The following is a 19570-nucleotide window of genomic DNA, read 5'->3' as shown; positions in this document are numbered from 1 at the left end:
TGCACGACCAGCCCAGCCTGACCGATCGGTCCACAAAGATGGCGCGCGTCTCGCCAAGATAACAGTCAAAGCACATCAAAGCCACCCCTGTTTATTGACCGATCGGTCCACGAAGATTTAGGTTGCGAGGCATGACGAGACAGCGCGGCTTCGCGGAAGACGAGGCTTTGCTCAAGATCATGCAGTTGTTCTGGGCGAAGGGTTACGAGGCGACCTCGGTCGCCGACCTGTGCGAGGTGACCGACCTGGGGCGCGGCTCGCTCTACGCGGCCTTCGGCAGCAAGCAGGAGGTGTACGAACGGTCGCTGCGCCACTACGTCGATGTCGTCAACCGCCATCTGCGGGATCAGCTGTCCCGTCAGGTGCCGATCCGGCAGGCGGTACGGGACCTGTTGCTGGAGCGGGTCGACGACTCGCTGACCGAACGGGACCGCCCGGGCTGTCTCCTCGTGGGCGCGATCGTGGAACGGGCGGCGCAGGACCCGACGGCGGCCCGCATCGCCCAGGACGCGATCAACGCGACCCGGTCGGCCTTCGCCTCGGCCCTGCACAGCGCCCGGGCGGCAGGCCAGATCCCGTACGAGGCGGACGTGGAGAGCATCGCCACGTTCCTCACCACGATGGTGCAGGGACTCCGCGTGATGAGCATCTCGCTGCCGGACCGGAATCTGCTCGCGTCGGTCATCGACGCGGCGCTTGAAGCACTCCCCGAACAGGCAACAGGCCGAACAGGCAACAGGCAAGGAGCCACCCCATGAAGACCGCTGTGGTGACCGGCGCGAGCAAGGGCATCGGACTGGCCGTGACCCGCGCGCTCGAAGCGGACGGCATACGTGTCACCGGCGCCGCCCGCACCATCACGCCGGAGCTGAAGGAGGCCGCCTCTTCGACGGTGGCCGTCGACCTGGCCACCCCCGAGGGTCCGGCGGAGCTGATCAGGCAGGCTCAGGCGGAGCTGGGCGGGATCGACGTCCTGGTCAACAACGTCGGCGCGTTCTCCCCGAGGACCGACGGCTTCGCGGCCATCGACGACACCGAGTGGCAGCACACCTTCGAGCTGAACTTCTTCGGCGTCGTCCGCACCATCCGCGCCGCCCTGCCGTCCCTGACGGAGCGTCAGGGCGCCGTCATCAACGTGTCCTCCGCCCGGGCGCGCGGTCCGCAGCCCCCGACGGTGGACTACGGCGCGGCGAAGGCGGCGCTCACGAATCTCAGCAAGGCGCTGTCGATGGAGCTCGGGCCGAAGGGTGTCCGGGTGAACACCGTCTCCCCCGGGCCGACGCGCACGCCCGCCTGGCTGGACTCCGACGGGTTCGGAGCGGGCCTGGCGGCCGCCTCCGGCAAGACGCTGGACGAGTTCCTGGAGGCGTTCCCCGGTGCCGCCGGGCTGACCACCGGCCGGCTCACCGAGCCGGACGAGGTGGCCGAGGTGGTGCGGATGCTCGCCTCCGGCCGCACCCGGGCCGTCAACGGAGCCGATCTGGTCGTCGACGGCGGGCAGCTGAAGACGGTCTAGGGCTGGGCAACCCCGCGCGGCTCAGAGGGCGTTGACAAGGGCCACGTAGACGGCGGTGCCGATGCCGACGCTCAGGATCGTGCGGCGACCGAAGGCGAGGTGGACGCCCACGGTGGCGGCCACGGCGAGCAGCGCGTACGGCGTCGTGTGCGGTGCGGCGGCGACGCTGCCGCGCAGGGCGGTCACCGCGAGGATCGCGAGGATGCCCACCGGCATCCACGCCGACAGATGCCGCACGATCGGCGAGCCGCGCAGGGTGCGCAGCACCGCGAAGGGCACGGCCCGCAGCGCGAGGGTGATCGTGAACACGATCGCGAGGACGGCGACCAGGTACGAAGTGCTAGGCATCGGCGGTCTCCTCGGCAGGGTGGCGGGCGGTGAACACGTGGCGGGCCAGCAGCAGGGCGACGAACAACAGCAGCGCGGTGAACAGGGCGACGCCCGGGGCGAGAAGGAGCGCCACCGTCACACTGACCCCGGCCAGCAGGACGGAGGGGACCTGATGGCGTGAGCGGAACGCGTCCAGAGTGAGCGTGGTGAACAGGGCGCACAGCGCGAACTCCAGCCCCTTGATCGGCCCGGGCAGGGCCGCCGCCAGGGCGACACCGAGCAGGCCGCCGCCGACCCAGTAGATCTCGCAGGCGATCTGCATCGCCAGCAGGCGGGGTGCGGAGCGTTCCGCCTCGGGCAGGGAGGCGCTGACGGCGTATGCCTCGTCGATCATGGCGTAGACGGCGTACGCCTTCGCGAACGGGTTCCTGACCAGGTGGAGAGGGAACGAGAACGCGTAGAACACATGCCGGAAGTTGACCACCAGGACGGTCAGCGCGACCGAGGCCAGGGGCGTGACGGTGGCCACCATGCCCACCAGCAGCAGTTCCAGGGATCCGGCGAACGCGGACAGGGACAGCGCGGGGGCGAGCCACCACGGCAGCCCGGCCTGGATGACCAGCAGGCCGAGCGCGATGCCCAGCGGGAAGATCCCGAGCCCCGCGGAGAAGGAGTCGCGCACCCCCGCGACGATGCGTTGCTTCCGGATGGCGGGGGGCTCCAGCGCTGTCGTCTGGATGAGAACGTCGTGTCGCACCTGCCCATGATCTCGTGGAACGCGCGCCATGTGGTTGCAAATATTGCCGGGCGCACCCGTGGCCGTGCAATGTTTGCGCCATGGATGCCATGGACCGAGCAATCATTGCCGAGCTGGAGCGCGACGGGCGGCTGACCAACGTCGAGCTGGCCCGCCGGGTGGGACTCACTACGGGGCCGTGTCTGCGGCGGGTCCAGCGGCTGGAGGCCGACGGCGTCATCCGCGGCTACCGGGCCGTCATCGACGCCGCCGCCGTGGGGCGGTCCTTCGAGGTGCTGCTCGATCTCACCCTCGACTCCCAGGACGCGGAGACCACCGAACGCCTGGAGCAGACCCTGGCGCGGGCCGAGGAGGTCATCGAGCTGCGCCGGATGTTCGGCAGTCCCGACTTCTTCGTGCGCGTGGCCGTGGCCGATCTGGCCGCCTACGAGACGTTCCTCACCCAGCACGTCATGACCATCCCGCGGGTCAAGAACGTCACGTCGCACTTCACGATGAAGACCATCAAGCCGCTCGCCTAGCGACGGCGTCACCCGACGCCGGTGGGCCGGAACTGGATGCTGATCCGCGGTCCGGTGGTCCGGGAGGTCTTGGGGATGGCGTGCTCCCAGGTCCGCTGGCAGGATCCGCCCATCACGATGAGATCGCCGTGTCCGAGCGGCCGCCGCACGGTCTCCCCGCCGCTCCGGGGACGGAGCAGCAGATCACGGGGCGCACCCACGGACAGGATGGCGACCATGGTGTCCTCGGTGCTGCCACGGCCGGTCCGGTCGCCGTGCCAGGCCACACTGTCGCGGCCGTCGCGGTAGTAGCACAGCCCGGCCGTGGTGAACGGTTCCCCCAGCTCGGCGGCGTAGTACGCGGAGAGCGCGTCCCGGGCCTCGGTGAGGACGGGGTGGGGCAGGGTGTCGTCGGCGCCGTAGAAGGCGAGCAGCCGCGGGACGTCCACGGTGCGGTCGTACATCCGCCGCCGCTCGGCCTTCCAGGGGACGTCGGCGGCGAGCCGGACGAACAGGTCGTCCGCTCCCCGCAGCCATCCGGTGAGCTGATCGATCCAGGCGCCGTCCCGCAGCCCGGTCCTGCGCACCCCGCGCAGCGGGCCGAGGACGGCGGTGTCGGCCTGGTCGAAGAGCGAGCCCTGGAGATACACGCCCATGTCGGCAGTGTACTCAAGAAATCGATCAGATGTGCGATGACGTGGCTAGGAGGTCCACCGGATGGTCGGGTTGAGGTGGCCGGTCCAGTTGAAGACGGCCATGTTGTCCCAGCCGTCCCCGCTGTTGTCGATGTCGGCCGGGTCCCAGCCGTTGCCGGGTACCGCGTACCAGGTGGGCTCCCAGTAGAAGACACCGATCGCACCGGCGTTGCGGGCGGTGTTCTGTACGTCGGTGAAGTTGGCGGCCTGGCCCGTCCAGGTGAGCGGATAGCCCGAGCAGCCGGAGGTGACCGAGTTGCCGGTGCTGTCGGCGTTGGCCGTGGTGAAGGGGTACGCGGTCTCGGCGATGACCACGTCCTTGCCGTACCGCGACCTCATGTCGGCCACCACGTTGGAGAGGTTCGACAGCGAGCCGTGCCACATGCAGTAGTACGACAGCCCGGTGATGTCCCAGCTGACGCCCTTCGCCTTGATCCCGTCGTAGAACCAGCGCGCATGCGCGTCGCTGTCCGCGTTCGCGGTGTGGATGATCACCTGGGTGGCGCCGCTGCACGCCTTGGTGGCGTCTGCGCCCGCCTTGAGCAGGAGGCTGAGGTTGGTGAAGTCGTTGTCGACCACCTTGCCGTCGTTCCACAGCATGCCGACGTTGATCTCGTTGCCGATCTGCACGCTGTCCGGCGTCGTGCCCTGGGCCTTGAGACTGTTGCACACGTCGTAGGTGTAGTTGTAGACGTCGGTCTGCAGCCGGCCGATGCCGTGGCTCGCCCAGGCGGCGGGCTTGCGCTGGTTGCCCGGGTCGGCCCAGGTGTCCGAGTAGTGGAAGTCGACCAGGAGCTTGAGGCCCTTGGCCTTGACCGTCCTCGCGTATGCCAGCACCTTGGCCTTGTTGTTGTAGCCGCTGGCGGGGTTGTTCCAGACCCGCAGGCGGACGTAGTTCACCCCGGCGCCCTTGAGGATGTCGAGCGGGTCCGCGGCCTTGCCGTTGGCGTCGTAGTACGTGGCGCCGAGATCGAGGGCCCGCTGCGCCGTCGACACGTCGGCGCCGCGCATACTGAGCGCGTTCACGGCGGACGCCTTGGCGGGCACGGAGAGCAGGGCCGCCGCCAGGGCGAGCACGGTGGCGAGCAGGGCGGCCCTGAGCGCGCGTCCGCATGCGTACACGGTCACCGCGTCCTCCTCCGGCCCGGCACCGCGTCCGCGCCGGGTGCGTGGCCGGCCGGGGCCGCGATGTGTGCGGCGGCGGCCGTGCCGGGTGCGGTGCACGGCTTGCCGTTCAGGGTGAAGTCCCGTGGTGCGGGGTTGCTGCCGGTGTAGGCGCCGTTGAAGCCGATCGTGGTGGAGCCGCCGGTGGCCAGGGTGGCGTTCCAGCCCGCGTCCTTGACGGTGACCGCGGTGGCGTTCTGGCGCCAGGTGCCGTTCCAGCCGTTGGTCACCTTCTGGTTGCCGGGGAAGGAGAAGCCGAGCTGCCAGCCGTTCACGGTGGGGCCCTTGTTGGTGAGGGTGACGGTGGCCGTGAAGCCGCTGCCCCAGTCGTTGCCCACCGCGTAGCCGACCGTGCACGTGGACGCCGGGGCCTCGGCGGTGGTGACCCGCACCGGGGCCGATGGCGGGGAGCTGCGGCCTGCGGTGTCCTTGGCCACGACGCGGAACGTGTAGGCGGTGGCCGGGGACAGTCCGGTGACGGTGGCGCTCGTGGCGGGGGCGTCGACCGTGGCGACGGGGGCACCCGTGGTGTCCCCGGAGTACACCTGGTAGCTCGCCACCGGGGACGAACCGGCGGTGGACGCGCCCCAGGTGAGGGTGGCCCGGTCGGAGACGACGGCGGTGGCGGCCGGGGTGCCGGGAGCGGTGGGCGGCTTCGCCTCGGAGGATCCGGCGGGCAGGACGTACTCGGTGAGGGAGTAGGCCGGGAAGGTGGCGGTGAAAACGCCGTCGGTCAGCGGCTGGTCGGCCAGGTGCTTGATGGCGGTGACGTCGTCCTGGCCGTACCGGTAGACCTGCGCCGAGCCGCCCGGCGCGGTGCTGCCGGTGACGGAGACCGGGGCGGTCAGATCACCGGTGGTCTTGTTGACGACGAGCACGGTCAGCGCCTTGTCGCTGCTGCGCTCGGCCGCGTAGACCGCGAGCTTGTCCTGGTCGGCGCTGGCGGCGCGGACCGAGGTGTCGCCGAAGGAGCCGCCGTTGCCGTCGTAGTTGCGGAACATCCGGAAGGCGAACGCGCCGGGCTCGTTCGACGTGGGCGGGTCCCACAGCGTGGCGAGGTCCAGCCCCTCCCGACCGAAGATGCCGAGCACATCGGCCTGGGCGAGGGCCCCGTTGATATGGTCCAGCGCGCCCCAGTTGTACTCGGTGATGGCGAGCTTGGTGCCCGGATAGTTCTCGTCGACCAGGGAGCGCATGCGCGGGATGAACTGGACGGGCTGGTTGATCCAGCTCTCGTCCACGTAACTCGGATCCCACAGCTGCCGTGTGGAGCGCAGCCGCAGCTCCTGGGTGGCCGCGTCCACACCGTCGCCGAACACGCCGCTCTGCTGGGGGTAGATGTGCTCGTCGAAGTAGTCCAGGACGCGGCGGCCGTGGCTCTGCTCGTACGCCTTCATCTGCTGGAGGTACCAGGGGGCGAACAGCTGCCCGCCGTGGGCCGCCCGGTCCGGCGGGTTGGACCAGCAGTCGCCGCCCTTTTCGTTGCAGGTCTTCTGGTCGAGACCGGAGTAGATCAGGGAGTTGAAGCCCCAGCCGACCGGGCCGAGGGTCTTCGCCCCCGGGTCGGCGTCCTTGACGGCGGCGGCGGTGGCGTACGTGCTGTCGCGCATCTCGTCGTAGCCCGTGCCCTGCGGGTGGACGTCGCGGTGGGTGCTCGACCACAGGTCGGGCTCGTTGTCGAGGTTGTAGAAGCGGACACCGCCGTCGTCCGCGGTGCCGTAGGTCTGGTTCAGGTACCGCACCCAGCCCTTGGTGAACTCCGGGCCCGCCGGGATGCTGGTTTCCGCCGGGTCGTTGCCGGTGACGTTGGTGCCGTCGGCCTTCACACCGTTGCCGCAGTCCGGGCGCCACTGGGCGTCGTTCGCCTTCTGGGGGCCGTACTTGGCGATGCTGAAGCCGCAGGCGGCGTTGCGCGCCGCTGTCGTCCAGCCGCTCATCGGCACGGTCAGCACGGTGTCGGTGCCGGTGCGGCGGTTCTGCTCGACGAACTTGTCGGCTTCCGAGCCGTCCGGCAGATTGGCGGTGCCGTTCTCGTAGTAGAGGTTCTCGTAGTACCAGTCGGCGCCCGCGTTGTACGCGTCCAACTTGTAGTTGTAGCGGGTGGTGGCATTGCCGCCCCACCGCCGGACCGGCAGGCGCAGCTCCTTGGCCAGCGCCTCGTCGGCGAAGTTGATCCCGTAGATGTGCGGGTCGATCGCCTTGCGGCCGGTGGTGGTGTCGACGCTGAGGGCGGGCCCGTCCGCGGCGGAAGCGGCGGCGGGCGCCGCTCCCCCGTCCGGTAACGCGCTCGCCTGGTGGGGACCGGCCAGGCAGGCGGCGGCCACCAGCAGCACCACGGCCGCCGACGCGGCTCTCGGAGTCATGCGCGTGGGTCTCCTTCTCAACGGCCGTGCTGACGACAGGGACAGAACGACGGACAGGGAGAGATGGGAGCGCTCCCACCTTGCGCATGGTCAGCGAACCCCGCAGGAGTGTCAACAGTCTCGACCGAACCGGCCGCACCGGGCGGCGTGAGGGGCCGTCGGCTCAGCCGCCGCCCCGGACGTCGGGCCGGAACCCGTCGATGTCGGTGAATCGGGCGCGGTGGCCATCGCGGCGATCACCAGCTGCACCCAGACCGCCGACCCGGCGCTCATGGTGCAGGCGGGGCTGCTCGCGGAGCGGGCCGTCGAGGCCGGGCTGAGCGCCGAGCCCTGGGTGAAGACGTCCCTCTCCCCCGGCTCACGGGTCGTCGAGGAGTATCTGCGCGCGGCCGGGCTGCTGCCCGCCCTGGAGCGGACCGGCTTCCACATCGTCGGCTTCGGCTGCATGACCTGCATCGGCAACTCCGGGCCGCTGCACCCGGCGATGGAACGCCTCGCCGAACACCGCGCGATCGAGCCCGTCGCCGTCCCGTCCGGCAACCGCAACTTCGCCGGGCGGGTCAACCCCCGCACCGCCCTCTCCTCTCTGGCCTCCGCGCCCCTGGTCGTGGCCTACGCCCTGGCCGGTTCGATCCTGCACGACTTCGACCACGACCCCCTGGGCAGCACCCGCTTCCCCTGGAGCCCCGGGTCGACGTTACGTCCGCCGGCCACCGCATCTGACCGGCCTGGCGGCCACCGCCCCGGACCGCGTCACCCTGGGCCGGGCGAAGGTGCTGCTGCGCCTCGGCGACGATGTGACCACCGACCACATCTCCCCCGCGGGCCGGATCCCGCCGACAGCGCGGCGGGCCACTGGCCGGCCGAACGTCACGTCGCCCGCCGCGACCGCAACCAGTACTCCACCCGCCGCAGCAACCACGAGGTCATGCTGCGCGGCGCCTTCACCAACCCGGCGGTGACCAACCTGCTGCCCGGCACGCAGTCCGGGGCGGGCGCCCACGCGTACACGGCCGACCGCGCCCGGGTCCTGCCCGTGTACGACGCCGCGCCCACCTACCGCGAGGCGGGCGACGACCTGGTCGGCATGGGCGTGCTGCCGCTGGAGTTCCCCGAGGGCGACAGCGCGGCGGCACACGCGTTCACCGGGGAAGAGGACCTCACGTTCGAAGGGCTCGGCCAACTGCGCGTCGGCACCAACCGGGTGATCCTGCGCCTCCAGGGGAACGACGGCCGCTCCACCACGGCGGAACTGCGGCTGCGGATTCTATCCCGGCAGCAACTCGACCACCTGCGCCACGGCGGAATCCTGCCCTACGTGGTCCGCCGCTCCCTCCAGGGCCCATGATGGCCCTGCGGGCAGATGACGTCGGAGAGAGACGGTGTGCATGGACTGGGAGAGCTTCGCGGAGCAGATGGCCGGGATGGCGCGGGACCTGCTGGCGCAGGACTCGGTGGACGGGACGCTGGAGCGGATCACGGAATGCGCCGTGGAGATCGTCGAGGGCTGCGACGCGGCCGGGATCCTGGTTCTGCACGGCAAGCGGGTGGAGACCCTGGCCCCGACCGACGGGCTGGTGGTCCGCTCCGATCAGCTGCAGGAGCGGACCGGCGAGGGCCCGTGCTTCGACGCCGCTTTCCGCAGTGAGCCCGCCTACCGGATCAAGGACTTCTCCGAGCCGCAGGAGAGGTGGCCCGAGTTCAGGGACCGGGCCGGCACGCTGGGCATCGGAAGCATGATGGGATTCCTGCTCTACACGAGGGAGCAGGAATTCGGTTCGCTGAACCTGTACTCGCGGAGTACGGGCGTCTTCACCAAGGGCAGCGAGATGGCCGGCTGGCTGCTGGCCTCGCACGCCGCGGTCGCGTTCTCCAGCGCCCGCACCGCCGACCAGCTCCAGCAGGCGCTCTCCACCCGGCACACCATCGGCGAGGCCATGGGCATCCTCATGGAACGCCTCAAGATCAGTGAGGACGACGCCTTCAACGTGCTGCGGCGCGTGTCCCAGGAGCGCAACATCAAGCTGCGGGACATCGCCCGGCAGGTCTGTGAGAGCGGCGGCATCGACGACTGACCGCCCCAGGGGGTGTCTCGTCGACGCCGCCGCAGGGCGGCTCCACCGGCCCGCATTCTGGACCGGAAGAGCCTGGCCATCGCGTTCCCCCGGGGGACTCACCGACAGCGTGCGCCGCGAGTACCCGCCGCCCCGGCCCGTATGCGTGGGCGCAGGGCCCGATGACGGCGGGTCGGTGAGCACGAGCCGACCGGCGGGCGACGGACGGTCAGCGGGCCAGGGCCGGGATGATGCCGCCCGCGAGAACCGCCTCGCACTGCCGCGGGGAGAGCCGGTGGCGCAGCGGGTATTCCTCGTTCCGGGTGGTATTGCGTACGCGGAGCGTCGGATCGTCCGTCCGGGCGAGGGCCTGGTGCAGATCCGGCAGGTGCAGCCGGTCGTCGGCCCGGATGCGCTCGTAGTCGCCGGGATCGTCGAATTCGAGGGCGAGGACGCCGAAGTTGGCGAGGTTCTGCCAGTGGATGCGGGCGTACGACTTGGCGATGACCGCCCGTAGCCCCAGGTAGCGCGGGGTGATGGCGGCGTGTTCGCGGGAGGAGCCCTGGCCGTAGTTCTCCCCGGCGACGATGAAGTGCCCGGTGTCCTCCCGGACCGACGCGGCACGGCGGGGGTAGTCGGGGTCGAGCCGGGTCAGGGTGAACTCGGCCAGCTTCGGAATGTTGGACCGGTAGGGCAGGGCCTTCGCCCCGGCCGGGGAGATTTCGTCGGTCGAGACGTCATCACCCGCCTTGAGGAGGACCGGCCCTTCGAGGGTGTCCGGCAGCGGATCCAGCTCGGGCAGGGCGGAGATGTTGGGGCCGCGCCGCAGCCGGACGCGGTGTGCCTCGTCCGGCGGCAGTGGTGGCTCCAGCATGGCGTCGTTGACCGACGGCGGTTCGGGGGCGTCCGGCGCGGGCGGCTTTGCCGACAGCCGGTCGGCCCAGTCGCGCGGATCCGTGATGACGCCGGTCAGCGCGGAGGCCGTGGCGGTCTCCGGCGAACACAGCCACACCGCGTCGTCCTCGGTGCCGGAGCGGCCGGGGAAGTTGCGCGGGAACGTGCGCAGCGAATTGCGCCCCGCCGCGGGGGCCTGGCCCATGCCGATGCAGCCGAGGCACCCCGACTGGTGGATGCGGCCACCGGCGGCGATCAGGTCGAACGTGGCGCCCGAACGCGTCAGGTCCTGGAGGATTTCGCGGGACGTCGGGTTGATGTCGAAGCTCACCTCGGGCGCCGTCTGTCGCCCCGCCACCATGGCCGCCGGTACGGCGAAGTCGCGGAACCCGGGGTTGGCGGAGGAGCCGAGGACCGCCTGCCCGACGGGCTCCCCGGCGGCCTCCCGGACCGGTACGACGTTTCCCGGGGAGGTGGGCCGCGCGATCAGCGGTTCCAGGGACGACAGGTCGATCTCCTCGTCGAGGTCGTAACGGGCGTCCTCGTCCGCGACGATCTCCACGAAGTCCTCGCCCCGCCCCACCCCCTCCAGGAAGGCGCGCACCGCGTCGTCGGAGGGGAAGACGGTGGTGGTGGCGCCGAGTTCCGCCCCCATGTTCGCGATGACGTGCCGGTCCATGGCGGTGAGGGAGGCAAGGCCCGGCCCGTGGTATTCCAGCACGCGGTGGACGCCGCCCTGCACCCCGTGACGGCGCAGCATCTCCAGGATGACGTCCTTGGCGCTCACCCACGGCGGCAGTTCCCCGGTCAGCCGGATGCCCCAGATCTTCGGCATGGTGAGGTGGAGCGGCCGTCCGGCCATGGCGAGGGCGACTTCCAGGCCGCCGGTGCCGATCGCCAGCATGCCCAGGGAGCCGCCCGCGCAGGTGTGCGAGTCGGACCCGGCGAGTGTTCTGCCGGGCGCGCCGAAGTGCTGCATGTGGGTCGGGTGGGAGACGCCGTTGCCGGGCTTGGAGAACCACAGGCCGAAGCGGCGGGCGGCCGAGCGCAGAAAGAGGTGGTCCTCGGCGTTGCGCTCGTCGGCCTGGAGGATGTTGTGGTCGACGTACTGGACGCTGACCTGCGTCCGGACCCGGTCCAGCGCCAGCGCCTCCAGCTCCTGCATCACCAGGGTGCCGGTGGCGTCCTGGGTGAGCGTCTGGTCGACGCGCAGCGCGATCTCCTCCCCCGGCTCCATGCGGCCGGACACGAGGTGGTCGGCGATCAGCCGCTGCGTCACGGTGCCGTGTGCGTGGCCATGGGACAGAGCCATAGCGGGTACCGCCTTCCCGGTGCGGCGCGGCCGGACGGTCCGGGCGCCACCATGCGGGTTCCCGTTCCGCGGCGGCCATTCCGGGCCCGCCCCGGCACTGTCACCCGGACGGGCGCCCGGACCCGGGAGCGGTGTCAGCCGGTTCGGCCGGTGTCAGCCGCCCTCTCCGTCCGCGGTGGCCGGGGCGGTGCGGACGGTCCAGCGCTGTTCGACCTTGGCGATCCGCCAGTAGGCCAGCGCCGCGGCCCACACCACGACGAAGAGACCGACGATGATGTATCCGACGTTGTCCAGGTTCAGGTCGGAGATCCAGCCGGTGACGGAGTCCCGCAGGGCGAGCTTGTCGTGGAGGACGCCGACCAGCTCGATGGTGCCGATGAAGAAGGCCACCGCGATCGACAGACCGGTGATGGCCAGGTTGTAGAACACCTTGCGGACCGGGTTGGAGAACGCCCAGTGGTAGGCGAAGTTCATGAAGGTGCCGTCGAGGGTGTCGAACAGGCTCATCCCGGCGGCGAAGAGCAGCGGCAGGCACAGGACGGCGTACCAGGGCAGCCCCGCGGCGGCGCCGCTCCCGGCCATCACCATCAGCGTGACCTCGGTGGCGGTGTCGAACCCGAGCCCGAAGAGGAAGCCGAGCGGGAACATCTGGCCGGGCCGGGTGATGGACTTCGTGAAGCGTCCCAGGAACCGGTTCATGAAGCCGCGCGAGTCCAGGTGCGCCTCCAGCTCCGTCTCGTCGAACCGCCCGGCACGCATCGCCCGGAAGACCCGCAGGATGCCGAGCAGGGCGACCAGGTTGAGCGCGGCGATGAGGTAGAGGAAGGTCCCCGACACCGTGGTGCCGATGACACCGAGGACCTGGTGGGTGCCGGACTTCTCGTTCACCAGGGTGCCCGCCAGCTGCGTACCGCCGGCGACCAGCGCGGCCAGGACGACCACGACGCTGGAGTGGCCGAGCGCGAACCAGAAGCCCACCGAGACCGGCCGCTTGCCGTCGGCCATCAGCTTGCGGGTGGTGTTGTCGATGGCGGCGATGTGGTCGGCGTCGAAGGCGTGCCGCATGCCCAGGGTGTACGCGGTGATCCCGAGGCCGACCCCGAACGTCTTGGCGCCGACCTCGTAGTGCTGGGGCGCGACGACGAGGAAGAGCAGGCCGAAGGCGACGGCGTGCAGGGCGACGATCACCGCCAGGAGCCCGGCGGTCCGGACGGTGTCCTCGCGCCGCCAGCGCAGTGCGGTGGGCAGGGTCATGCGGTCACGCTCCAGCACCTCGTGGATCACTTCGTGAGATGCCGCGGCCGGTCTCCTGGCTGACGGGTCGACGCGACCGCCCCTGCCTTCCCGGCCGCGCCGTGGCGGCCAGTGGCTCCGCGACCTGGCCCCCAGGCCGCGGAACGGGACGGTAACTCCCCGATCACAGTGGCGAGGGCCGCTCCGGTTTCACACCGGCTTCCCGAACACCACGGCGCGGCAACCATAGATGTCGCCCCGCAAATCCGGCAAGTGGCACTTCATACAGTCCTCAGGCCCGTGAGGTGAGGATGCTGAGCGCGTTGGCCGCCACGATGGCACCGATGCTCGCCCACTCGGTCCACCCCAGGGTCTGGCCGAGGATGATCCAGCCGACAATGGCGGCGAGGACCGGGTTGACGCTCATGAACAGCCCGAAGGTCTGGGCGGGGACGCGGCGCAGGGTGAACAGGTCGGCGAGGTAGGGCACGGCGGAGGAGAGGACCCCGGCGGCGATGGCGTAACCGGCCGCCCCCGGGGTCGGCGGGTGCTGGACGGCGATGACGATGCCGACGGGCAGGAACAGCAGGGCGGAGACCGCGGCGGCCGCCGCCGACCCCTGCGCGCCGGGGACGCGGCGGCCGACGGTGCGGTTGAGCAGGATGTACGACGCCCAGCAGGCGGCGGCCAGCAACCCGAGGCCGAGGCCCAGGTAGTCGGTGGAGGGCTGAGGGCGCATCAGGGTGACGACGCCCGCCAGGGCGACCAGCGCACAGCACGCGTCCGTGCGGCGGTGGGAGGCGGACAGGGCGATGGTGAGCGGGCCGAGGAATTCCAGGGTCACCGCCAGTCCGAGGCCGATGCGGTCGATGGCGCTGTAGAGGGACAGGTTCATGGCGCCGAAGACCAGGGCCAGCAGCAGCACCGGCCACCACTGCTGCTTGGTGAAGGACCGCAGGCGGGGGCGGCCGACGGCCAGCAGGACGAGGGCCGCGACGTACTGGCGTACCGCGACGACGCCGGTGGCACCGAGCACGGGGAAGGCGAGGGAGCCGATCGCGGCCCCGGTCTGGTTGGACAGGCCGCTGCCGGCCATGGTGAGCACACCGGCCGGCGGCCGCCGCCCGGCCGGTTTCCGGTCCGAGGAATCCGGCAGGTCCGGACCGGTGCGGGGTGGCATCGTGGTTTCCCGCGCGGGGGCGGAAGCGGTGGCGTGGGCTGCGTCCATGAGCCGATCGTGGGGTCGTGCGACCGTTGCACATAATGCGTTGAGCGTGGCACCTATACGCTTGGGTTATGGATGTGGAGCTGCGGCAGTTGCGCTGTCTCGTCGCGATCGTGGACGAGGGCACGTTCACCGATGCCGCGATCGCGCTCGGGGTCTCCCAGGCGGCGGTGTCCCGCACGCTGGCGTCGCTCGAACGGGCCCTCGGGGTGCGGCTTTTGCGGCGTACCTCCCGGACGGTGGCGCCGACCGGCACCGGGCTGCGGGTGGTGGCGCAGGCCCGGCGGGTGCTCGGGGAGGTGGACGATCTGGTGCGGGAGGCCAGGTCCGGTCACACCCGGCTGCGGATCGGCTACGCCTGGTCGGCGTTGGGCGGCCACACCCCCGCCTTCCAGCGCCGCTGGGCCGCCGCACATCCGGAGACGGATCTGCACCTGGTCCGGGTCAACGCCGCCACCGCCGGGCTGGCGGAGGGGGCCTGTGACCTGGCCGTGGTGCGCAAGCCACTGGACGATCAGCGTTTCGACTCCGCCATCGTGGGGTTGGAGCGGCGGCTGTGCGCGATGGCGGCGGACGATCCCCTGGCCCGGCGCCGCTCCATCCGGCTCGCCGACATCACCGACCGCACGCTGCTGGTCGACCGGCGGACCGGCACCACCTCCCCCGAGCTGTGGCCGCCCGGCTCCCGTCCGGCCACCGAGGAGACGGCGGACATCGACGACTGGCTCAACCTGATCTCCACGGGCCGCTGCGTGGGGATGACGGCGGAGTCGACCGCCCATCAGTATCCGCGGCCCGGCCTCGTATACCGGCCGGTGCGCGACGCCGAGCCGATCGCGGTGCGGCTGGCCTGGTGGCGGGACGATCCGCATCCCGCGGGACAGGCGGTGATCGAGCTGATCACCGCGCTGTACCGCGCGGGCTGACCGGTCGGGAATGCCGTCCCCGGGAACGCCGCTCCCGGGAACGCCGTCCCCTCCAGCGGTGTAGACACATGTAGAGACGCGTTCACCAGGAACCGTGAGGAGTCATCGATGACGACAGCCGAGTCCCGCGCGTCGGCGGCCGGATCCGCCGAGCCCGTGGTAGGCGCCGCCGCCGGTAGGGTGCGTGGCCGCCGGGAGGACGGTCTGGCCGTGTTCCGCGGCATCCCGTTCGCCGAACCGCCGGTGGGGGACGCCCGGTTCCAGGCGCCGCGCCCGGTGCGCGCCTGGGAGGGGGCGCGGGACGCGTCCGCCTTCGGGCCGCCGCCCCCGCAGGAGTCGGGCTTCATGGGCCGCGCCGGGGTCCTGGAGGCGCCGACGGGCGACGACTGGCTGACGGTCAACGTCTGGACGCCCGAGCCGGACCCGGCCGCCCACCGACCGGTGATGGTGTGGATCTACGGCGGCGCCTACAAGCTCGGCCACTCCGGCAGCCCCGGCTACGACGCGCAGCGCATCGCCCGTGACGGCGATGTCGTCGTGGTCACCCTCAACTACCGGGTCGGCATCGAGGGCTTCGCCCACATCGACGGGGCGCCCGCCAACCGCGGTCTGCTCGACCAGGTCGCGGCCCTGGAATGGGTGCGGGAGAACATCGCGGCGTTCGGTGGCGACCCCGACCGGGTCACCGTGTTCGGGGAGTCGGCCGGAGCCGGATCGGTCGCCTCGCTGCTGGCCATGCCGAGCGCGGCGGGGCTGTTCCGGCGCGCCATCGCGCAGAGCGTGCCGGGCACGTACTTCTCGAGCGAGCTGGCCCGGGACATCGCGGGCGCGCTCGCCGCCGAGGCGGGCCTGCGGCCGACGGCCGCCGATCTGGCCACGGTGGATCCGCGCCGGCTTCCCTCGGCCGGCGAGGCGCTGGGCCCCAAGATGCGCCAGTACGAAGCGCGGTGGGGGCAGGTCGTCCACACGCTGACCCCCTTCGCGCCCGTCGTGGACGGCGAGGTGCTGCCGACCACCCCGTGGCAGGCGCTGGCGGCGGGCACGGCCCGCGACGTGGAGCTGATCGCCGGGCACAACCGGGACGAGTACCGGCTGTTCCTCGCCCTCGGCGAGCAGCTCGGACAGGCCGGTGAGGAGGAAGCCTCGGCGGCGCTGCGCGCGTTCGGGCCGGGGCCGGACGGCGAACGGGCCTACCGTGCGGCCTTCCCCGAAGCCTCGCCCGCCGAACTCCACGAGCGGGTCCAGTCCGACTGGTTGTTCCACATGCCCTCGCTGCGGCTGGCCGAGGCCCAGGTGGCCGGGGGCGGCCGCGCGCACCTGTACGAGCTGACCTGGCCCGCCCCGGCGGGCGGCGGCGTCATGGGCGCCTGCCACGGCCTGGACATACCGCTGCTGTTCGGCACCTTCGACGCCGACCTCGGCCTGCTGCTGTTCGACGGCTCCGGGCCCTCGCCGGAGGCCGAGGCGCTGTCGTCCCGCTTCCGCGCGGCCTGGACCGCGTTCGCCACGACGGGCGACCCGGGCTGGCCCGCGTACGACCCGGGCCGCCGTCTGACCCAGGTTTTCGACACGGCCCCCGAGGTCACCGCCTACCCGGAGGAGGTCTCCCGGCTCCTCTGGCAGGACCACACCTTCCCGGCCCTGCCGCTGCTCGCGTAACGCCCCCGGTCCCACGGGGCAGCGGTGGGCGGCCGTACGCTGGGGGCCGTGCACATCTGCTTTGTCTGCAGCGGGAACATCTGCCGCTCGCCGTCCGCCGCGCTGGTCTTCGCCGAGCATCTGCGCCGTGCGGGGCTCGACGGTGCGGTACGGGTCACCAGTGCCGGTATCGGCCCCTGGCACGCCGGTGAGCCCGTCGACGAACGGGCCGGGGAGGTGCTGGTCCGGCGCGGCTATCCGGTCGAGCATGTCGCGGCGCAGGTCGGTGCCGAGCATCTGGACGCCGATCTGTTCCTGGCGATGGACGGCGGCCACGCGCGGGCGCTGCGCCGACTGGTCGACGATCCGTCGCGGGTCCGCATGCTGCGGTCCTTCGACCCGGACGCGACGGGCGACCTGGACGTTCCCGATCCGTACTACGGAGGCCCGGAGGGATTCGACACGGTGCTGGACATGATCGAAGCCGCGACGCCCGGCCTGCTCGCCTGGGTGCGCGAGCGCGCGGACGCATGACCGCCACTCCGGACCCGGCCGGAATCGGCGACGGCCCGGGCGCGGCGGCGGCCCGCCTCACCGGACGTCCGGTGACCGGTGAGCGCGCGATGTCCGGTGCGCTCGCCGAAGTCACCCTCGACGGCGGGCAGGTGGTGATGGTCAAGCGCGGTGACGACCCCGGCGCGGTGGCGGCCGAGGCGGCCGGGCTGCGCTGGCTGGCCGACAGCGGCACGGTCCGCGTCCCGGTGGTGCACGGCGACGACGCGCGCTGGCTGGTGACAGACCGGGTCCCGGCAGGCCGGGCGAGCGCCCGGGCGGCGGCCCGGTTCGGCCGCGATCTGGCCGCGCTGCACGCGTCCGGCGCGCCCGCGTTCGGCGCCCCGCCGCCGGGCGGTCCCGAGGACGCGTACATCGGGCTCGCCCCGATGCGCAACGTCACCGGCGGCGACTGGCCGCGCTGGTACGCCGAGCACCGGGTGCTGCCTTATCTGCGCCGCGCGGTGGACGACGGTACGGTGCACGCCGCCGAGGCCGCCACGATCGAGCGCGTCTGCGAGCGCCTGCCCGCCCTCGCCGGCCCTGCCGAGCCGCCCGCCCGGCTGCACGGCGACCTGTGGAACGGCAACGTGCTGTGGGGCGCCGACGAGCAGGTCTGGCTGATCGACCCGGCCGCGCACGGCGGACACCGGGAGACCGACCTGGCGATGCTGCACCTGTTCGGCTGCCCGCATCTGGACCGGGTGCTGGAGGGCTACCAGGAGGCGTCGCCGCTCGCCGAGGGCTGGGCCGACCGCGTCGGGCTGCACCAGCTCTTCCCGCTGCTGGTGCACGCCGTGCTGTTCGGACGCGGCTACGCCGAACAGGCCCTCGCGGCGGCCCGGACCGCCCTGGCTAGGTGACCGCCAACCGTCAGAGGAAGCTGACGTTCTGGGCCAGCGCCAATTCGCTGGAGTAGTTGATGGTGTTGGTGGCCGGGCGCATGTAGGCGCGCCAGGAGTCGGAGCCGGACTCGCGGCCGCCGCCGGTCTCCTTCTCGCCGCCGAAGGCGCCGCCGATCTCGGCGCCCGAGGTGCCGATGTTGACGTTGGCGATGCCGCAGTCGGAGCCCTCGGCGGAGAGGAAGAGTTCGGCTTCCTGCTGGTCGCGGGTGAAGATGCTGGACGACAGGCCCTGGGGTACGTCGTTGTGGAGAGCGATGGCCTCTTCGAGGGTGTCGTACGTCATGACGTACAGGATCGGGGCGAAGGTCTCCTCCCGTACGACGTCGCTCTGTTCGTCCACGCGGACGATGACGGGTTCGGCATAGGCGGCCTGCGGCAGTGCCTCGGCAAGGCGGCGGTTGCCGCCCGCCAGGATCTTGCCGCCCTCGGCCTGGACGCGGGTCAGGGCGCTCTGCATGCCGTCGAGGGCCGCGATGGAGATGAGCGGGCCGACGAGGGTGTCCTCGTCGAAGGGGTTGCCGATGGGGAGCTTGTTGTAGGCGGCGGTCAGCCGGGCGATGAGGGTGTCGGCGATGTCCCGGTGGACGATGAGGCGGCGCAGCGTCGTACAGCGCTGCCCGGCGGTGCCGGCCGCGGCGAACACGATGCCCTGGACGGCGAGGTCGAGGTCGGCGGAGGGCGCGACGACGGCGGCGTTGTTGCCGCCGAGTTCGAGCAGGCTGCGGCCGAAGCGGGCGGCGACGCGGGGGCCGACCTCGCGGCCCATGCGGGTGGAGCCGGTGGCGCTGACGAGGGCGACCCGGGGGTCGTCCACCAGCTTCTCGCCGATGGCGCGGTCGCCGAGCAGCAGCCGGTGGACATCGCGGGGCGCGCCGACGTCCTCGGCGGCTTGGGCGAGGAGCCGGTCGCAGGCCAGGGAGATCAGCGGGGTGAGGTCGGACGGCTTCCAGATCACGGTGTCGCCGCAGGCCAGGGCGACGGCGGTGTTCCAGGACCAGACGGCGGCGGGGAAGTTGAACGCGGAGATGACGCCGACCACGCCGAGCGGGTGCCAGGTTTCGGCGAGCCGGTGGCCGGGGCGTTCGGAGGCGATGGTGCGTCCGTAGAGCTGGCGGGACAGGCCGACGGCGAAGTCGCAGATGTCGATCATTTCCTGGACCTCGCCCAGCGCCTCGGAGCGGATCTTGCCCGCCTCGATGGTGATCAGGTCGGCCAGGTCGCTCTTGTGGTCGCGCAGCAACTCGCCGAGGCGGCGCACGAGTTCGCCGCGCCGGGGGGCGGGAGTGGTGCGCCAGGCGAGGAAGGCGGCGCGGGAGGCGGCGATGGCTTCCTCGGCGTCGGCCGGGGTCGCGGCGGCCAGTTCGAAGAGGTTGTCACCGGTGATCGGGGTGCGGGCGGTGAGGCCGCTGCCCTCCGGGACGCTCACGCCGACGCGCTCCAGGGCGGTGCGGGCCCGGCCGCGCAGGTCGTCGGCGGTGGGAAGGGCGGTGCTGGTCATGAATGCTC

Annotated in this window: 18 protein-coding genes and 1 riboswitch; of the genes, 9 read left to right on the top strand and 9 right to left on the bottom strand. The window is 71.8% G+C overall.

What is annotated here, in order from left to right; genetic code table 11:
- Nucleotides 1-131 precede the first annotated feature (131 nt).
- Nucleotides 132-758: a TetR/AcrR family transcriptional regulator gene (locus ACH4SI_RS02410; protein ID WP_398291621.1), complete on the top strand. Its 627-nt coding sequence runs from the start codon at nucleotides 132-134 to the stop codon at nucleotides 756-758.
- Nucleotides 755-1516: an SDR family oxidoreductase gene (locus ACH4SI_RS02405; protein ID WP_398291619.1), complete on the top strand. Its 762-nt coding sequence runs from the start codon at nucleotides 755-757 to the stop codon at nucleotides 1514-1516. Before ACH4SI_RS02410 ends, ACH4SI_RS02405 begins: the two co-directional genes overlap by 4 nt.
- A gap of 21 nt (nucleotides 1517-1537) precedes the next feature.
- Here ACH4SI_RS02405 and ACH4SI_RS02400 read toward each other — a convergent pair whose 3' ends face one another.
- Entirely contained in the window at nucleotides 1538-1864 is a 327-nt protein-coding gene (locus ACH4SI_RS02400; RefSeq protein WP_398291617.1) for a branched-chain amino acid transporter permease, read from the bottom strand.
- A complete protein-coding gene (locus ACH4SI_RS02395) occupies nucleotides 1857-2603 on the bottom strand; it encodes an AzlC family ABC transporter permease (protein WP_398291615.1) in 747 nt (248 codons plus the stop codon). Before ACH4SI_RS02395 ends, ACH4SI_RS02400 begins: the two co-directional genes overlap by 8 nt.
- Nucleotides 2604-2683: 80 nt before the next feature.
- On the opposite strand from ACH4SI_RS02395, the gene ACH4SI_RS02390 reads away from it, so the two are divergent.
- Nucleotides 2684-3124: an Lrp/AsnC family transcriptional regulator gene (locus tag ACH4SI_RS02390; RefSeq protein ID WP_398291613.1), complete on the top strand. Its 441-nt coding sequence runs from the start codon at nucleotides 2684-2686 to the stop codon at nucleotides 3122-3124.
- 8 nt (nucleotides 3125-3132) lie between these two features.
- Here the strand turns inward: ACH4SI_RS02390 and ACH4SI_RS02385 are convergent, their stop codons facing one another.
- Genes ACH4SI_RS02385 through ACH4SI_RS02375 form a run of 3 tightly spaced genes read right to left on the bottom strand, consistent with a single transcriptional unit; the run spans nucleotide 3133 to nucleotide 7325 of the window.
- Entirely contained in the window at nucleotides 3133-3759 is a 627-nt protein-coding gene (locus ACH4SI_RS02385; protein WP_398291611.1) for an alpha-ketoglutarate-dependent dioxygenase AlkB, read from the bottom strand.
- A 45-nt stretch (nucleotides 3760-3804) separates the two neighbouring features.
- Entirely contained in the window at nucleotides 3805-4926 is a 1122-nt protein-coding gene (locus ACH4SI_RS02380) for an arabinogalactan endo-beta-1,4-galactanase (RefSeq protein WP_398291609.1), read from the bottom strand.
- Entirely contained in the window at nucleotides 4923-7325 is a 2403-nt protein-coding gene (locus ACH4SI_RS02375; RefSeq protein ID WP_398291607.1) for a glycoside hydrolase family 44 protein, read from the bottom strand. Before ACH4SI_RS02375 ends, ACH4SI_RS02380 begins: the two co-directional genes overlap by 4 nt.
- Before the next feature lie 220 nt (nucleotides 7326-7545).
- Between ACH4SI_RS02375 and ACH4SI_RS02370 the strand changes: the two genes are divergently transcribed.
- Nucleotides 7546-8673 (top strand): aconitase family protein, encoded by a 1128-nt coding sequence (locus ACH4SI_RS02370; protein WP_398291605.1) that lies wholly within the window; start codon nucleotides 7546-7548, stop codon nucleotides 8671-8673.
- A gap of 40 nt (nucleotides 8674-8713) precedes the next feature.
- The gene (locus ACH4SI_RS02365) at nucleotides 8714-9400 is read left to right on the top strand and encodes a GAF and ANTAR domain-containing protein (RefSeq protein WP_398291603.1); all 687 of its coding nucleotides are present in this window, start codon (nucleotides 8714-8716) and stop codon (nucleotides 9398-9400) included.
- A gap of 208 nt (nucleotides 9401-9608) precedes the next feature.
- Here the strand turns inward: ACH4SI_RS02365 and ACH4SI_RS02360 are convergent, their stop codons facing one another.
- The 3 genes from ACH4SI_RS02360 to ACH4SI_RS02350 all read right to left on the bottom strand — a co-directional run bounded on the left by ACH4SI_RS02360 (nucleotide 9609) and on the right by ACH4SI_RS02350 (nucleotide 14046).
- Nucleotides 9609-11585, bottom strand: a complete 1977-nt coding sequence (locus tag ACH4SI_RS02360) for an aconitate hydratase (protein WP_398291601.1) — start codon at nucleotides 11583-11585, stop codon at nucleotides 9609-9611.
- 153 nt (nucleotides 11586-11738) lie between these two features.
- Entirely contained in the window at nucleotides 11739-12839 is a 1101-nt protein-coding gene (locus tag ACH4SI_RS02355) for a HoxN/HupN/NixA family nickel/cobalt transporter (protein WP_398291599.1), read from the bottom strand.
- Between the two features lie 27 nt (nucleotides 12840-12866).
- A riboswitch (cobalamin riboswitch) is annotated at nucleotides 12867-13094 on the bottom strand.
- Between the two features lie 16 nt (nucleotides 13095-13110).
- Nucleotides 13111-14046, bottom strand: a complete 936-nt coding sequence (locus tag ACH4SI_RS02350) for an EamA family transporter (protein WP_398291597.1) — start codon at nucleotides 14044-14046, stop codon at nucleotides 13111-13113.
- A 68-nt stretch (nucleotides 14047-14114) separates the two neighbouring features.
- On the opposite strand from ACH4SI_RS02350, the gene ACH4SI_RS02345 reads away from it, so the two are divergent.
- From ACH4SI_RS02345 to ACH4SI_RS02330, 4 genes are all read left to right on the top strand, one after another.
- The gene (locus tag ACH4SI_RS02345) at nucleotides 14115-14969 is read left to right on the top strand and encodes a LysR family transcriptional regulator (protein ID WP_398291595.1); all 855 of its coding nucleotides are present in this window, start codon (nucleotides 14115-14117) and stop codon (nucleotides 14967-14969) included.
- Nucleotides 14970-15077: 108 nt separating this feature from the next.
- The gene (locus ACH4SI_RS02340; protein ID WP_398291593.1) at nucleotides 15078-16628 is read left to right on the top strand and encodes a carboxylesterase/lipase family protein; all 1551 of its coding nucleotides are present in this window, start codon (nucleotides 15078-15080) and stop codon (nucleotides 16626-16628) included.
- Nucleotides 16629-16676: 48 nt separating this feature from the next.
- Nucleotides 16677-17141 carry a low molecular weight protein-tyrosine-phosphatase gene (locus tag ACH4SI_RS02335; protein WP_398291591.1) on the top strand — a complete coding sequence of 155 codons (465 nt, stop codon included), beginning with the start codon at nucleotides 16677-16679 and terminating at the stop codon, nucleotides 17139-17141.
- Nucleotides 17138-18022: a fructosamine kinase family protein gene (locus tag ACH4SI_RS02330; protein WP_398291589.1), complete on the top strand. Its 885-nt coding sequence runs from the start codon at nucleotides 17138-17140 to the stop codon at nucleotides 18020-18022. The genes ACH4SI_RS02335 and ACH4SI_RS02330 overlap by 4 nt, the downstream gene beginning before the upstream one ends.
- A 10-nt stretch (nucleotides 18023-18032) precedes the next feature.
- On the opposite strand, the gene ACH4SI_RS02325 is transcribed toward ACH4SI_RS02330, so the two are convergent.
- The gene (locus ACH4SI_RS02325; protein WP_398291587.1) at nucleotides 18033-19562 is read right to left on the bottom strand and encodes an aldehyde dehydrogenase family protein; all 1530 of its coding nucleotides are present in this window, start codon (nucleotides 19560-19562) and stop codon (nucleotides 18033-18035) included.
- Between the last annotated feature and the right edge of the window lie 8 nt (nucleotides 19563-19570).

It is taken from the genome of Streptomyces sp. NPDC021212 (assembly GCF_044332925.1).
Lineage (GTDB): Bacteria > Actinomycetota > Actinomycetes > Streptomycetales > Streptomycetaceae > Streptomyces.
This window is presented reverse-complemented; position numbering and strand designations above follow the sequence as displayed.

Bases quoted from the DNA above. Each gene is read 5' to 3' on its own strand.
- ACH4SI_RS02410 (WP_398291621.1), top strand. From the start codon at position 132: ATGACGAGACAGCGCGGCTTCGCGGAAGACGAGGCTTTGCTCAAGATC.
- ACH4SI_RS02405 (WP_398291619.1), top strand. From the start codon at position 755: ATGAAGACCGCTGTGGTGACCGGCGCGAGCAAGGGCATCGGACTGGCC.
- ACH4SI_RS02400 (WP_398291617.1), bottom strand. From the start codon at position 1,864: ATGCCTAGCACTTCGTACCTGGTCGCCGTCCTCGCGATCGTGTTCACG.
- ACH4SI_RS02390 (WP_398291613.1), top strand. From the start codon at position 2,684: ATGGATGCCATGGACCGAGCAATCATTGCCGAGCTGGAGCGCGACGGG.
- ACH4SI_RS02385 (WP_398291611.1), bottom strand. From the start codon at position 3,759: ATGGGCGTGTATCTCCAGGGCTCGCTCTTCGACCAGGCCGACACCGCC.
- ACH4SI_RS02375 (WP_398291607.1), bottom strand. From the start codon at position 7,325: ATGACTCCGAGAGCCGCGTCGGCGGCCGTGGTGCTGCTGGTGGCCGCC.
- ACH4SI_RS02365 (WP_398291603.1), top strand. From the start codon at position 8,714: ATGGACTGGGAGAGCTTCGCGGAGCAGATGGCCGGGATGGCGCGGGAC.
- ACH4SI_RS02360 (WP_398291601.1), bottom strand. From the start codon at position 11,585: ATGGCTCTGTCCCATGGCCACGCACACGGCACCGTGACGCAGCGGCTG.
- ACH4SI_RS02355 (WP_398291599.1), bottom strand. From the start codon at position 12,839: ATGACCCTGCCCACCGCACTGCGCTGGCGGCGCGAGGACACCGTCCGG.
- ACH4SI_RS02350 (WP_398291597.1), bottom strand. From the start codon at position 14,046: ATGGACGCAGCCCACGCCACCGCTTCCGCCCCCGCGCGGGAAACCACG.
- ACH4SI_RS02345 (WP_398291595.1), top strand. From the start codon at position 14,115: ATGGATGTGGAGCTGCGGCAGTTGCGCTGTCTCGTCGCGATCGTGGAC.
- ACH4SI_RS02340 (WP_398291593.1), top strand. From the start codon at position 15,078: ATGACGACAGCCGAGTCCCGCGCGTCGGCGGCCGGATCCGCCGAGCCC.
- ACH4SI_RS02330 (WP_398291589.1), top strand. From the start codon at position 17,138: ATGACCGCCACTCCGGACCCGGCCGGAATCGGCGACGGCCCGGGCGCG.
- ACH4SI_RS02325 (WP_398291587.1), bottom strand. From the start codon at position 19,562: ATGACCAGCACCGCCCTTCCCACCGCCGACGACCTGCGCGGCCGGGCC.